This window comes from Streptomyces sp. NPDC052301 (genome assembly GCF_044593395.1).
Taxonomy (GTDB): domain Bacteria; phylum Actinomycetota; class Actinomycetes; order Streptomycetales; family Streptomycetaceae; genus Streptomyces.
The window spans coordinates 426,188-439,049 of the sequence record NZ_JBIUBE010000001.1; the positions used below are offsets into that span (position 1 = coordinate 426,188).

Consider the following 12,862-nt stretch of genomic DNA (forward strand, 5'->3'; position numbering starts at 1 on the left):
AAAGGAAGAGGGGATGGCGGAATCCTTCGTCATCCGCGCCGCTCGACAGGGTGCGGGTGATCAACCTGTGGACCGTGGTGATGGGTCCGTACGCGGCCCAGACACTCGGTGACCTCGGCGCCGACGTGATCAAGATCGAGTCGTCCTCCGACACCGTACGGGTGGGCCGGCACCGCGTCCCGCCGGGTACGACCACGCTGAACCGGAACGCCAACTGCACCCAGTGACGCGGACGTCGCCGCACGCAACCCGGCCTTGCCGGCATCGACTACGCCAGACTGGACAGAGGGGTGCGCCAGGCACAGCATCCCGATGACTCCCGTGCTGGAGCTGGAGCCACGCCCGCGGCAGCCCGCTGCCCGATCTCGCCCTTCCCTCACACCACGCATCCTTCCAGGAGCGCACATGCCTACCCTTGACCGCCAGGACAACGTCTTCGTGCTCGACCTCGGAGACGGTGAGAACCGCTTCCACCCCGACTGGATCGCGTCCGTCGACGCCGCCCTGAACGAGGTGGAGAAGGCAGAAGGACCGCGAGCGCTGGTGACCGCCGCGACGGGCAAGTTCTACTCCAACGGCCTGGATCTGGAGTGGCTGTCCGGCCACGCCGACCAGCACCAGGACTACATCGTCTCCGTCCATGAGCTCTTCGCCCGCGTGCTCTCGCTACCGGTGATCACCGTGGCGGCCCTGCAGGGGCACACCTTCGCCGCGGGCGCGATGTTCTCCCTCGCGCACGACTTCCGCGTCATGCGCGCCGACCGTGGCTACTGGTGCCTGCCCGAAGCCGACATCAACATCCCCTTCACGCCCGGCATGTCCGCCCTGATCCAGTCCCGGCTGGCGCCGCAGACCGCGCACGAGGCCATGGTCACCGCCCGCCGCTACGGCGGGTCGGACGCCGCGGCCGTCGGCATCGTCGACCGGGCGGTCGCTGAGGACGCCGTGCGCTCCACGGCCGTGGAGATCGCCCAGGCACAGCTGAGCAAGGCCGGCGGCACCCTCGGCACCATCAAGGCTCGGCTGTACGGCTCGGCTCTGGCGTCCCTCCGCGACACGGTCAACCCACGCGGCTGACGCCGCAGGCAACCGACGGAGGGCGCCGGGCCCCTCTGCTGCGGGTGCCCGGCCCACCGGCCGGACCAGTTTGATCCTGGGAATGGGCCGGGCCCGTGGCCCGGTGGTGGACGTCTGCGAGCATCACGACCACCACGCGCCCCGCACCACAGCCTCGGAACATCGTCCGTATCTCGCCCACCCCCCGGCCTCCGCCCAGCCCGGGCATACGTCCGACGCGGTTGATCACTGGTCCGTCACGCCGAGCAAACCAAGCGCGCGGGCCAGGACCGGCCCCAGGGCTCGGGCGCTGCCGTCCTCGATCTTGAGGGCCAGGGCTCGGGCACGGTCGTGGGGCAGAGCGACCGCTTGGACCGCTTCCGCGCCCACCTCCGACAGGACGCCCGGTACCTCCCGCATGGGCCAGGTGTCGTGGCGGCGGGTGCCGGCGACGTCCTTGGGGGTGGGCTCGCACGGCGTCGGCAACCTGCCGCTCGGGCGTGCCGGGCACGGCGAGTGCGAAAGAACGGTGGGCTGGTTCTGCGTGCTGATCTGTCGGTCAAGTCAGGGCTTGCCGATCGAGGAGGTCGGGGGTCCAGCAGTGTGCGGTCGAACTCTCAGGGCGTCCGCACCGCTTTGCGTCCACTGGACGCTCAACAGGATGCCTGATCCCCGGTGAGGCCGGCGCAGCATCTCCGCAGTACACCGCTGACGGGGACCGTCGCCACTCCCGACGGCGCGGACCAGCCAGGTAGCAGGTCGCCGGCCGTCTCGATCGCCGTCATCCACATCGGCTGTGCTCCGGTGCAGAACGCGCCGGCGAGCGCGTAGAGCTCGACGTCGAAGAACTTCAGCACCGAAGTGACGAGCATGAGCCCGTAGACCGCGTTGATCCGCGAATACAGCGTACGGGACACGCCGTGCGCACTCGGGTGCCTGCCGAACACACGCGGGATCGGGTCGCCGTTCTTCGGCCAGTACTCGGCGTGTGCGTACCAGACCGGAGCGAACGTCAGGGCAACCCGAATCTGGTAGTCGTTCAGATAGATCATGACGCTCAGCAACCCTCGCGCCTCACGGGCTCAGTCCGCGAGGTCGGCCTTGCCGAACAGGACCGCGTAACTGGAGGGGAGCTGGCTGATGATCTGATTCAGCTCTCCGCCGGTGACAGCGTCGGCGACGGTGGTCAGGACCGCGCTGGCGTCCCACTGCGCCGTACGCGGCCGGGCATGGGTGCGCTCGGCGACCCGGCGGTAGAACTCTTCGATTCCGAAGCTTCGCGCCTGCTGCGGCGCGGCATGGTCCAGGACTTGTCCCAGCGGGCCGGGCAGCTGGGATGCGAGGTCCTTGACCTCGCCCGGGCTGATCCGTTGGGCCAGCACTTCCAGCACGGCGTTGGTGACGTCCGCGGCTTCGTCCTGGTCGTTGTATTCGCCTCGCTCGCGCACACGGGCGAGGAACCCGTCGTATTTCATGGCTGACTTCCTTCTGCCTTGGTCACCGCTGGTCACGGGGATCACCCGGTCCGCCGTCGGGCCGGCCGGGTCCGTCCGCCGACACGTAGCTGCCGTTCGCAAGGCCCTGGGCCCGGGACTCCCGCACCGACTCACGCAGGGCACGGCGGAAGCGCCCGGGGGTGGAGCGCGTGGGTTGACGGTTCGATCTCGTCGTCGAGGCGTTGTCCGGCCGTGGCGGACGTACGACCTGCCGTGCCCGCGGCGCCGGCCATCCTCGGCGAGTACAGGGTGCTGCCCGGTCCGGTGCCCGGGCGGTGACGGCGGGCTCCGGCGTGCTCCTGCTCCCGGCGGCGGGCGGTGAGGTCGGCGATTTTCAGGACCTCGCTCGCCGTCAGACCGGCCGGGTTCGCTCCCGCGTACGCCACGAATAAGGTCAGCGAGACCAGCAGGAAGAACCATCGACGGTGGGGAGCCACGTAGCGCGTCTCCGCCGCGGTGAGGGGCGTCGAGTCTCGCGGGCCCGGCCGCAGCCCCGGATGGGGCCCGGAACCGCGGCGCTCGCGTCTCAGCCGCTGCTCTCGGTACTTTCACCTGTCTCGGTGATCTCGACGTGTCGCGGCTTTGCGACGTCGGCCTTGGGGACGGTGATGCTGAGCACTCCGTCCTGCATCTCAGCCTTGATCTTGTGGGTGTCCAGTTCTCCGGGCAGCCGCAAACGGTACTCGAAGGCTCCGACGCGGCGGGTGCTGCGGCGCAGGACACCCTTGCGCTCCCGCTCCTTGATCTCTCCGGTGACCACGAGTTCGGGACCGTTGGCCTCTACGTCGATGTCCTTGCTCTTCACACCGGGGAGTTCGATCTCTATGTGGAAGGCGTCCTCGGACTCCGACACGTCCGCGAGAGGCGTCCACGCAACCGCGGGTGCCGCGCCCACCGTCGACTCCAGCAGGCCGCTCATCTGGTTGAGCAGTTCGTCGAACTCGACCAGGGGATTGAGAGGGGTGGGTGCCCAGACGGGCCTTTCCTGCAGGCCGCCACCGCGGTGGCGCCGGACGGGCATGGCCATCGCCATCGTCTCCTTCTTCCTTCTCGTGATCTCATCGTCCGCCATTCGTCATGCGAGCCATGCGGACTCCTTGTGACGTATGCGTGGTGAGACGTCCGAGTGGCCCGCGGCAGCTGAGGTGCCCGTGGTGCCGGGTACGGCCGAGTGCCCCAGGTGCCGGTGCACGAAGTGGATGGCCATCGCGCCCTCACCGGCCGCGGAGGCCACCCGCTTCACCGAGCCGCTGCGGACGTCCCCTACCGCGAAGACCCCGGGCAGGCCGGTCTCCAGGGTCATGCACGAGCGCCCGCGGCCGTGCCACACCTCGGGGTAGGCACAGGCTTCCTGGGCCTCCGGCCCGGTGAGGACGAAGCCGCGGGAGTCGAGGGCGATGATGCCGGCGAGCCACTCGGTGTGAGGTTCGGCGCCGGTGAAGACGAACAGGCTCCGTACGGCGAGCCGGCGGTGCCTGCCCGTGCGGTTGTCGACCACGTCGAGCTCCTCCAGCACTTCCTGGCCGATGACCTCGGTGACCTCGGTGTGCAGCATGACCTCCACCCGCGGATGGCGCTCGACCTGGTCGACCAGGTAGCGGGACATGTTGGCCTCGAGGCCGGCTCCTCGGACCAGCAGGTGCACCTTCGGCGCGTACCCGGCGAGGAACAGCACCGCCTGGCCCGCCGAGTTGCCTCCGCCGACGACGGCCACCGGGTCGGTGCGGCACTGCTGGGCCTCGTAGACGGTCGCCGAGTAGTGCACGCTCGTTCCCTCCAGGCGTTCGATGCCGGGCACCTGGAGTCGGCGGTAGCGGGCACCCATGGCCAGGACGACGGCGCGGGCGGCGATCTCGCTGCCGTCGGCGAACGCCACGACGTAGTGGTCGTCGTCCTTGGGATGGAGACCGGTCGCCTCCAGCGGAAGGCTGATCCTGGCGCCGAACTTGTCGGCCTGGAGCACGGCGCGTTCGGTGAGTTCGGCGCCGGAGATGCCGGATGGGAAGCCGAGCAGATTCTCGATGCGGGACGACGTGCCGGCCTGGCCGCCGGTGGCCATCGCCTCCACGACCGTGGTGCTCAGGCCCTCGGAGGCGGCGTACACCGCGGCAGCGAGGCCGGCGGGTCCGGAGCCTACGATGAGGACGTCGCCGTGACGGTTTCCGGCGGGTAGTGACGGCAGGCCGATGAGCCGGGCCAGTTCCGCGTTGCTGGGGTTGCGCAACAGGGTGGTGTCCCGCCAGATGACGAGCGGTGTCTCCTCCGGGCCGACGCCGAAGCGGCGCAGCAACTCCTCGGCCTCCTCGTCGGTCTCCAGGTCGATCCACCGGTGCGGCAGCCGGTTGCGGACGGCGAACTCGCGCAGCCGTCTGGTGTCGGGCGAGTAGCGCGAGCCGATGATGCGGAAGCCGGCGCCCTGTCCGACGAGCAGCGCGCGACGGCCCAGACAGGCGCGCAGCACGATGTCCCCGATGGTGGAGTCCCGGGACACCAGGTGGCGCAACCGGTCCAAGGAGACGACGAGGACCTCGCCCGGCTCCCTGGCGACAGCGGTGTAGAAGGCCACTTGTCCGTACAGCAGGCCGAGTTCACCGAGGAAGCGACCGGGGCCGTGCACGCGCAGCACGTGCTCCTCGGGAGTGCCGTAGTCCTCGACGACGGCGACGGTACCGCTGAGGACGACGAAGAACGTCTCGCAGCGCTCCCCCTCCCGGATCAGCACGTCGTTCGGAGCCACGGTCCGGCGTTGCCCGTGCTCCGCCAGACGTGCCATCTGGTCCTCCGTGAGGCGCGGATACGCGCCGTAGATGTCCGGGGTCTCCCAGAAGGCGGCCTCGTCCGCTTTCTCCGGCACCGGTTCTCCGCCCGGCAGCGACTGGTCGCCGGACATCAGACGAACGCCTCGTGAACGTAGCACCAGCGCCATTCCTCGCCGGGCTGGAACGACTGCACGATCGGATGGGCGACGGCGGCTGCGTGCCTGCGCGCGTGCTTGTTCGGCGAGGAGTCGCAGCAGCCGACGTGCCCGCAGGTCAGGCAGAGCCTCAGGTGGACCCACGGGGAGCCGAGCACCAGACACTCCTGACACCCTTCTGGGGTCAGCGGCTGGACCGGCCGGACAAGCGCGAGGTGGGGATCTGCATGCAGGGTCATCCGAATCACCCTTTCCGGGCGGTGATCGACTGTTCCACCCACCGGCGAAGAGCGGGGGCGGGCGCCGCCCCCGCCTGCCGGGCGATCGTCTCGCCCTGGTCGAGGATCAGCAGTGTCGGTACGGCCTGGACCTCGAAACGCTGCGACAGTCGCGGGTTCTTGTCGACGTCGACCTTGACGAGTTTGATGCGGCCGGCGAGATCGGTGGCGACCTTCTCCAGTGCGGGGCTGACCATGCGGCAGGGGCCGCACCAGGTGGCCCACAGGTCGACCACGACGGGGACATCGGCCCGCTCGGCGACCTCGGTGAAGTCGTCGTCACCCGCGTCCACCATCCACGGAAGGGGCTGCTTGCAGTGGCCGCACTTGGGCCGGCCCTCCGCGGCCACGGGCACCCGGTTGGTGCGCCCGCAGTGGGGACAACTGACGGTCGTCGCCTGCATCGTGCTCATGCCGCCCGCGCTCCCTTCACGTCCTCGGGCTGGTCGTAGGTGACCACCAGTTCCCCCGCCTCGGCGTCGACGCGGACCGTCGCGCCGTCCTGGACGTCACCGCGCAGCAGTGCGCGCCCGACCATCGTCTCGACCTCGTGGGAGATGTAGCGGCGCAGCGGCCGGGCCCCGTACACCGGGTCGTAGCCCTGGTGGGCGATCAACTCCCGGGCGGATTCGGTGAGTTCGACGGTGATGCGGCGTTCGGCGAGGCGGCGGCGCAGTTCGTCGAACTGCAGCTCCACGATCCGCTCGATCTGCCGCTCACCGAGCGGCTTGAACAGCACGATGTCGTCGACGCGGTTGAGGAACTCCGGGCGGAAGTGCCCGCGCAGCTCGCCCATCACCAGGGCGCGGGCATCCGGCTTGATCTCGCCCTCGGCGGTGGCGCCGTCGAGGAGGTGCTCGGAGCCGATGTTGGACGTCATGATGATCACGGTGTTGCGGAAGTCGACGGTGCGGCCCTGGGAGTCGGTGATGCGGCCGTCGTCGAGGACCTGCAGCAGGGTGTTGAAGACATCGGTGTGCGCCTTCTCGATCTCGTCGAACAGCACGACCGAGTACGGCTTGCGGCGTACGGCCTCGGTGAGCTGGCCGCCTTCCTCGTAGCCCACGTATCCGGGTGGTGCGCCCATGAGCCGGCTGACGGTGTGCCGCTCCTGGTACTCACTCATGTCGAGGCGGACCATGTTCTCCTCGGAGTCGAACAGGGCCGCCGCGAGGGTCTTGGCCAGCTCGGTCTTCCCGACGCCGGTGGGGCCGAGGAAGATGAACGAGCCGATGGGGCGGCGCGGGTCGCGGATGCCGGAACGGGCGCGGATGATGGCGTCGGCGACGAGTTTGACGGCCTCGTCCTGGCCGATGACGCGCTCGCGCAGGATCTCGTCGAGGCGCAGCAGTTTCTCGCGTTCGCCCTCCTGGAGGCGGGCGACGGGGATGCCGGTCCAGGCGGCGACGATCTCGGCGATCTCCTCCTCGGTGACGACCTCGCGCAGCAGCCGGTTCTGCCCTTGTTTGGCGGCCAGTTGCTCCTCCTCGGCCTGCAGCCGGCGCTCCAGGTCCTGGAGGCGGCCGTAGCGGAGTTCGGCGGCGCGGTTGAGGTCGTAGGCGCGTTCGGCCTCCTCCGCCTCGTGGCGGACCTGCTCCAGTTCCTGGCGTAGTTCCTGCACGCGGCGGATGGCCTGCCGTTCGGCCTCCCACTGTGCGTGTTTGGCGTCGGCCTCACCGCGCAGGTCGGCCAGTTCCTTGCGCAGTTCCTCCAGACGGGCTTTGCTGGCGGCGTCGGTCTCCTTGGACAGGGCCGCCTCCTCGATCTCCAGGCGGGTGACGCGGCGGGTGATCTCGTCGAGTTCGGCGGGCATGGAGTCGATCTCGGTACGCAGCCGGGCGCACGCCTCGTCGACGAGGTCGATGGCCTTGTCGGGCAGGAACCGGTCGGTGATGTAGCGGTGGCTGAGGGTGGCCGCGGAGACCAGTGCGGTGTCCTGGATCTTCACGCCGTGGAAGACTTCCAGGCGTTCGCGCAGTCCGCGCAGGATGGAGATGGTGTCCTCCACGCTCGGCTCGTCGACCAGCACCTGCTGGAAGCGGCGTTCGAGGGCGGCGTCCTTCTCGATGTGCTTGCGGTACTCGTCGAGGGTGGTGGCGCCGATCATGTGGAGTTCGCCGCGGGCGAGCATCGGCTTGAGCATGTTGCCCGCGTCCATGGCCCCTTCGGCGGCACCCGCGCCTACGACGGTGTGGAGTTCGTCGACGAAGAGCAGGATGCGCCCCTGGGCGGCCTTCACCTCGGACAGCACGGCCTTGAGGCGTTCCTCGAACTCGCCGCGGTACTTGGCGCCGGCGACCAGGGAGCCCATGTCGAGGGCGAACACCGTCTTGTCGCGCAGGCCCTCGGGGACGTCGCCGCGAACGATGCGCTGGGCCAGGCCCTCGACGATGGCGGTCTTGCCGACGCCGGGATCGCCGATGAGGACGGGGTTGTTCTTGGTCTTGCGGCTGAGGATCTGGGTGACGCGGCGGATCTCCGCATCACGGCCGATGACCGGGTCCAGCCGCCCGGACCGAGCCTCGAGGACCAGGTCGCGGCCGTACTTCTCCAGAGCCTCGTAGGCCACTTCGGGGTTGGCGGAGGTGACGCGCTGGTTGCCGCGGACCTGGGTGAGCGCGCTCAGGAACGAATCCCGGGTCACGCCGTGCTCCTTGAGCAGCCGTCCGGCGGCGGTGGCCGAGCCCTCCTCGGCCAGGGCGAGCAGGAGGTGCTCCACGGACACGTACTCGTCCTTGAGGCGTTTGGCCTCCCGCTCGGCGGCATCGAGCAGGCGGGACAGGCGCTGGGTGACGAAGACCTGGCCGGGTGCCGCGCCGGGACCGGTGACCTTCGGGCGGCGCGAGAGTTCCTCGCGCACGGCCGCGCGCAGCTCCTTCGGCTCGGTGCCGGCCTGTTGCAGCAACCGTGGGATCAGACCGTCCTCCTGATCGAGAAGCGCGAGCAGCAGGTGTTCCCCGTCGACCTCGGTCTGCCCCATGCCGACGGCCGCGCTCTGGGCCCCCTGGAGGGCTTCCTGGGACTTCTGGGTGAGACGGTTCATGTCCATGGGGGTGTTTCACTCCTCGTGCCGCGGCCGCGCAGGGCGGCTTCGAGCAGGCTGATGCGGTCGAGCAGGTCGAGCACCAGGCCGATGGATGCGTAGTTGAGGCAGAGTCCGGTGCGCAGCCGCTGGATACGGGCGAGAACCGCCGGGGCCGTGGGGTCGAACACCAGTCGCCCCGCGGAGTCGCGTTCGGCGTCGACCAGACCGAGGGCGACGAACCGGCGGATCAGATCGGGGTGGAGGCCCGAGCGAAGGGCCACGGCGGCCAGGGAGAGCCTGGGGACGGGGACGAGCGCGTACCGGACAGCCGTCGAGGCGGTGATGTCGGCGCCCGTTCGTACCGGACGGGCGCCCACGCCGGCCCGGCCGATGCCTCCCGCTCCCGCGGGTCGGTCGTTCATCGCGTCCTCCTGGGGTCGAACGAGGAAGTGGCGGCGAGCTCCTCGAACAGTTCGCGCTCCCGGTCGCCGAGGGCGGGAGGCACCATGATGCGAAGTTCGGCGTACAGGTCGCCGTCCGCGCCCCGCGGGTTCGGCATGCCCTCGCCGCGCAGCCGCAGCCGCCGGCCGCTGGACGAGCCCGCAGGCACCGTGACCTTCGCCGTGCCGCCGCCGGGCGTGGGCACCGGCACGGTCGCGCCCAGGGCCGCCTCCCACGGGGCGACCGGAACCTGGACGTGCACGTCACGGCCGTCCAGCCGGAACCGGGGGTGGGGCTGGACACGCACCCGCAGGTACAGGTCGCCCGCGGCGGCGTCACCACTGCCCCGGCCACCCTCACCCGCCAGCCGGATGCGCTGCCCGTCGGTGACGCCCGGCGGCACGTCGACCTCGTACCGCCGCGGCTGCCCGGTGGGACCGGCGAGTGTGACGGTGCGACGGCCGCCTCGGTACGCCTCCTCGACGGTGAGCGGCAGTTCGGCCTCCTGGTCCGCTCCGGGGACGCCGCCTCGGGCGGCGCCGGCTCCGAACATGGAGCCGAACAGGTCCTCGATGTCGATGCCCTCCGCGCCGAAGTCGTCACCGAAGCCGGTGGCGTACCGGACGCGAGGACCGCCCCCGCCCGCGGTCCTCCGACCGCGGAAGCCGCCGCCCGCTCCGGCCGCGACCCGTTCGTCGAAGTCCTCGGGGATCTTGCGGAAGTCCTCGCCGAAGCGGTCGTAACGGGCCCGGGTCTTGGGATCGGACAGGACGCTGTGTGCCTCGTTGAGGTCCTTGAAACGCTCCTCCGCCTCGGGGTCCTTGTTGACGTCTGGGTGGTACCTGCGGGCGAGTTTGCGATATGCCTGCTGGATCTCGTCCTGGCTGGCGGTCCGCGGCACGCCCAGCACCTCGTAGAAGTCCCGTGCCATGACCGGTCACTCCCGCTTCGCGACCGTCACGGCGGCGGGCCTGAGCTGCCGTTCGCCGTCCCCGTAGCCGGGGCGCAGCACCTCGACGACGGTGCCCGGTGGGGCGTCGGGGTCCTGGACGACGCCGACCACCTCGTGCCGGGCCGGGTCGAAGGCGACGCCGGGCTCTGCATGCCGCGGGTAGCCGAGCAGTTCGAGGACGTTCACCGCCTGGTCGCGCACGGCCCGGATGCCCTCCACGATCGCGCCCGGATCGGCGCCGGCGTGGGTCAGGGCGAGTTCGAGGTTGTCGAGGACGGGTAGGAAGGCGGCCGCCGTGCGGGACCGCTCGACCGCCCGTTCGCGCTCCAGTTCCCTGGCGTGACGCTTGCGAAGGTTGTCGAGGTCGGCGAGTGCGCGCCGCCAGCGGTCCTCCAGTTCCTGGATCGCGGTCGTGTGTTCGTCCTCGGCAGGTGCGGGGCCGGCGGCATCGGGTCCCGGTTCGCCGTTCGCCGCTTCGGGCCGGGGCGGGCCTGGTTGGGGCAAATCCCCGCGAGGAGGAGGTCCGGCGCCTTCCGGGACCCGTACGCCCGGATCCGACGCGGCCCGGTCGGGTTCCTGGGGGTGGGTGGGCATGGCGCGCCTCAGCTCTTGTCGAACTCGGCGTCGATGACATCATCGTCACCGCCACCGCCACTCGTGGGACCGCCGGTGGCGGCGTCCTGGCCGGTACCGCCGCCCGTGGTGGCGGCGCCCTGATGGGCCGCCAGCCCGGCGAGTACCTGCTGGAGTTCGGAGGTCAGAGGCCGCACGCGCTCCGCGCCCGCCTCTTCCTTGACCGCCGCCCGGGCGTCGGACACGAGCATTTCGGCGCGTGCCTTCTCGTGCGCGGGCGCTGCGTCACCCAGTTCGGCGAGGCGCTTCTCGACCTGGTACGCGACGGCATCGAGTTCGTTGCGGGCGTCGACGGCCTCGCGGAGTGCCTGGTCCTCGCCCCGGTTGCGCTCGGCCTCCTGGACCATGCGTTCGACCTCACTGCGGTCCAGGTTGGAGCTCTCGCTGATGGTGATGCCCTGTTCCTTACCGGTGTCCCGGTCGCGGGCCTTGACGTTGAGGATGCCGTTGGCGTCGATGTCGAAGGTGACCTCGATCTGTGGTTCGCCCCGCGGTGCCGGCCGGATGTCGGTGAGCTGGAACCGGCCCAGCACCCGGTTGTCGGCGGCCCGCTCACGCTCGCCCTGGAGGACCACCACATCGACGGCCGGCTGGTTGTCCTCGGCGGTGGAGAAGGTCTCGCTGCGGCGCACGGGGATGGTGGTGTTGCGCTCGATGATCTTCGTCATCACTCCGCCGCGCGTCTCCACGCCCAGCGACAAGGGTGTGACGTCGAGCAGCAGGACGTCCTTGACCTCGCCCTTGAGCACCCCGGCCTGGATCGCGGCGCCCAGGGCCACGACCTCGTCGGGGTTGACGCTCATGTTGGGTTCCTTGCCGCCGGTCAGCCGGCGGACCAGAGCCTGGACGGCGGGGATGCGGGTGGAACCGCCGACGAGGATGACCTCGTCGATGTCGCTCTCGCCGACCTTGGCGTCGGCCATGGCCTGCTGGACCGGTCCCAGGCAACGCTCCACCAGGTCGCCGGTGATCTGCTCGAACGTGGAGCGCATGATCGAGTCGGTGAGGTGCTTGGGGCCCGAGGCGTCAGCGGTGATGAACGGCAGGCTGACCTGCGTCTGCGTCACCGAACTGAGCTCGGTCTTGGCCTTCTCCGCCGCCTCGAACAGTCGTTGCAGCGCCTGCGGGTCCTTGCGCAGGTCGATGCCGTTCTCCTTCTGGAAGTCGTCCGCCAGGTAGTCCACCAGACGCCGGTCGAAGTCGTCGCCGCCCAGGTGGCTGTCACCGGCGGTGGAGCGCACCTCCACCACGCCGTCGCCGACGTCGAGGATGCTCACGTCGAAGGTGCCGCCGCCCAGGTCGAAGACGAGGACGGTCTCGTGCTCCTTCTTGTCCATGCCGTACGCGAGGGCGGCCGCCGTCGGCTCGTTGATGATCCGCAGCACCTCCAGTCCGGCGATCCGTCCGGCGTCCTTGGTGGCGGTGCGCTGAGCATCGTTGAAGTAGGCGGGCACCGTGATGACCGCCTCCGTGACCCGCTCCCCCAGCTGCTTGGACGCGTCGTCTGCGAGTTTGCGCAGCACCTGTGCGCTGATCTCCTCAGGCGCGTACAGCTTGTCGCGCACCTTGAAGCGGGCCGCCCCGCCGTCGCCCTCGACGACGTCGTACGCCACCGCCCTGGCCTCGTCGGAGATCTCGTCGAAGTGCCGGCCGATGAACCGCTTGGCCGAGTAGATGGTGCCCTTGGGGTTGAGGATCGCCTGGCGCCGGGCCAGCTGGCCCACCAGACGTTCCCCGGTGTCGGTGAAGGCCACCACGGACGGTGTCGTGCGGTTGCCCTCGCTGTTGGGCACGACGGACGGCTCGCCGCCCTCCCACACGGCGATCACCGAGTTGGTGGTGCCCAGGTCGATGCCCACTGCCTTGGCCATGAGGAACTCCTCCCGGTGCAGCGCCTGCGTCGACTCTCCGGATCACGTCCGCTCAGGTAGAGGTGGGACTCCGCCGGTTTCCCACCGGTGCGCACGGAGGGTCTCGAGCACTCCCCAGGGTGACGAACCGGGTGGCTCCACGCCTGCGCCTGGCGAGTCAGGAATGCACAGGTCCGGTCGCCCCACGAGGACGAGA

At 70.2% G+C, this 12,862-nt stretch carries 14 protein-coding genes and 1 pseudogene; 2 read left to right on the top strand and 13 right to left on the bottom strand.

What is annotated here, in order from left to right; translation table 11 throughout:
* The first annotated feature begins 50 nt into the window (after positions 1-50).
* Entirely contained in the window at positions 51-227 is a 177-nt protein-coding gene (locus ACIHEJ_RS01685; RefSeq protein ID WP_400131254.1) for a CoA transferase, read from the top strand.
* Between the two features lie 178 nt (positions 228-405).
* Entirely contained in the window at positions 406-1,077 is a 672-nt protein-coding gene (locus tag ACIHEJ_RS01690; RefSeq protein ID WP_400131255.1) for an enoyl-CoA hydratase-related protein, read from the top strand.
* Between the two features lie 157 nt (positions 1,078-1,234).
* Here the strand turns inward: ACIHEJ_RS01690 and ACIHEJ_RS01695 are convergent.
* From ACIHEJ_RS01695 to dnaK, 13 genes and pseudogenes are all read right to left on the bottom strand, one after another.
* A pseudogene (locus ACIHEJ_RS01695) lies at positions 1,235-1,591 on the bottom strand (asparaginase); the annotation flags it as partial.
* Between the two features lie 118 nt (positions 1,592-1,709).
* Positions 1,710-2,108 (bottom strand): hypothetical protein, encoded by a 399-nt coding sequence (locus tag ACIHEJ_RS01700; protein ID WP_400131256.1) that lies wholly within the window; start codon positions 2,106-2,108, stop codon positions 1,710-1,712.
* Between the two features lie 30 nt (positions 2,109-2,138).
* Positions 2,139-2,531: a DUF2267 domain-containing protein gene (locus ACIHEJ_RS01705; RefSeq protein ID WP_067043084.1), complete on the bottom strand. Its 393-nt coding sequence runs from the start codon at positions 2,529-2,531 to the stop codon at positions 2,139-2,141.
* A gap of 131 nt (positions 2,532-2,662) precedes the next feature.
* The gene (locus ACIHEJ_RS01710) at positions 2,663-2,989 is read right to left on the bottom strand and encodes a hypothetical protein (protein WP_400131257.1); all 327 of its coding nucleotides are present in this window, start codon (positions 2,987-2,989) and stop codon (positions 2,663-2,665) included.
* Between the two features lie 89 nt (positions 2,990-3,078).
* Positions 3,079-3,579: an Hsp20/alpha crystallin family protein gene (locus ACIHEJ_RS01715; protein WP_400131258.1), complete on the bottom strand. Its 501-nt coding sequence runs from the start codon at positions 3,577-3,579 to the stop codon at positions 3,079-3,081.
* 48 nt (positions 3,580-3,627) lie between these two features.
* On the bottom strand, positions 3,628-5,442 hold the full coding sequence (locus ACIHEJ_RS01720) for an FAD-dependent oxidoreductase (RefSeq protein WP_400131259.1): 1,815 nt from the start codon (positions 5,440-5,442) through the stop codon (positions 3,628-3,630).
* Entirely contained in the window at positions 5,442-5,705 is a 264-nt protein-coding gene (locus tag ACIHEJ_RS01725) for a UBP-type zinc finger domain-containing protein (RefSeq protein WP_392292729.1), read from the bottom strand. Before ACIHEJ_RS01725 ends, ACIHEJ_RS01720 begins: the two co-directional genes overlap by 1 nt.
* Before the next feature lie 5 nt (positions 5,706-5,710).
* A complete protein-coding gene (trxA, locus tag ACIHEJ_RS01730) occupies positions 5,711-6,157 on the bottom strand; it encodes a thioredoxin (protein WP_400131260.1) in 447 nt (148 codons plus the stop codon).
* Positions 6,154-8,793 (bottom strand): ATP-dependent chaperone ClpB, encoded by a 2,640-nt coding sequence (clpB, locus tag ACIHEJ_RS01735; RefSeq protein WP_400131261.1) that lies wholly within the window; start codon positions 8,791-8,793, stop codon positions 6,154-6,156. Before clpB ends, trxA begins: the two co-directional genes overlap by 4 nt.
* On the bottom strand, positions 8,784-9,191 hold the full coding sequence (locus ACIHEJ_RS01740; protein WP_355922733.1) for a chaperone modulator CbpM: 408 nt from the start codon (positions 9,189-9,191) through the stop codon (positions 8,784-8,786). The genes clpB and ACIHEJ_RS01740 overlap by 10 nt, the downstream gene beginning before the upstream one ends.
* Positions 9,188-10,141 (bottom strand): DnaJ C-terminal domain-containing protein, encoded by a 954-nt coding sequence (locus tag ACIHEJ_RS01745; protein ID WP_400131262.1) that lies wholly within the window; start codon positions 10,139-10,141, stop codon positions 9,188-9,190. The genes ACIHEJ_RS01740 and ACIHEJ_RS01745 overlap by 4 nt, the downstream gene beginning before the upstream one ends.
* Before the next feature lie 6 nt (positions 10,142-10,147).
* The gene (gene grpE / locus ACIHEJ_RS01750) at positions 10,148-10,756 is read right to left on the bottom strand and encodes a nucleotide exchange factor GrpE (protein WP_400131263.1); all 609 of its coding nucleotides are present in this window, start codon (positions 10,754-10,756) and stop codon (positions 10,148-10,150) included.
* An 8-nt stretch (positions 10,757-10,764) separates the two neighbouring features.
* Positions 10,765-12,666 carry a molecular chaperone DnaK gene (gene dnaK / locus ACIHEJ_RS01755; RefSeq protein WP_400131264.1) on the bottom strand — a complete coding sequence of 634 codons (1,902 nt, stop codon included), beginning with the start codon at positions 12,664-12,666 and terminating at the stop codon, positions 10,765-10,767.
* Positions 12,667-12,862: the final 196 nt, after the last annotated feature.

What these genes read in the sequence shown, in the direction of transcription:
- ACIHEJ_RS01690 (WP_400131255.1), top strand. Translation starts at nt 406, where the DNA reads ATGCCTACCCTTGACCGCCAGGACAACGTCTTCGTGCTCGACCTCGGA.
- ACIHEJ_RS01700 (WP_400131256.1), bottom strand. Translation starts at nt 2,108, where the DNA reads ATGATCTATCTGAACGACTACCAGATTCGGGTTGCCCTGACGTTCGCT.
- ACIHEJ_RS01705 (WP_067043084.1), bottom strand. Translation starts at nt 2,531, where the DNA reads ATGAAATACGACGGGTTCCTCGCCCGTGTGCGCGAGCGAGGCGAATAC.
- ACIHEJ_RS01715 (WP_400131258.1), bottom strand. Translation starts at nt 3,579, where the DNA reads ATGGCCATGCCCGTCCGGCGCCACCGCGGTGGCGGCCTGCAGGAAAGG.
- ACIHEJ_RS01720 (WP_400131259.1), bottom strand. Translation starts at nt 5,442, where the DNA reads ATGTCCGGCGACCAGTCGCTGCCGGGCGGAGAACCGGTGCCGGAGAAA.
- ACIHEJ_RS01725 (WP_392292729.1), bottom strand. Translation starts at nt 5,705, where the DNA reads ATGACCCTGCATGCAGATCCCCACCTCGCGCTTGTCCGGCCGGTCCAG.
- trxA (WP_400131260.1), bottom strand. Translation starts at nt 6,157, where the DNA reads ATGAGCACGATGCAGGCGACGACCGTCAGTTGTCCCCACTGCGGGCGC.
- clpB (WP_400131261.1), bottom strand. Translation starts at nt 8,793, where the DNA reads ATGGACATGAACCGTCTCACCCAGAAGTCCCAGGAAGCCCTCCAGGGG.
- ACIHEJ_RS01740 (WP_355922733.1), bottom strand. Translation starts at nt 9,191, where the DNA reads ATGAACGACCGACCCGCGGGAGCGGGAGGCATCGGCCGGGCCGGCGTG.
- ACIHEJ_RS01745 (WP_400131262.1), bottom strand. Translation starts at nt 10,141, where the DNA reads ATGGCACGGGACTTCTACGAGGTGCTGGGCGTGCCGCGGACCGCCAGC.
- grpE (WP_400131263.1), bottom strand. Translation starts at nt 10,756, where the DNA reads ATGCCCACCCACCCCCAGGAACCCGACCGGGCCGCGTCGGATCCGGGC.
- dnaK (WP_400131264.1), bottom strand. Translation starts at nt 12,666, where the DNA reads ATGGCCAAGGCAGTGGGCATCGACCTGGGCACCACCAACTCGGTGATC.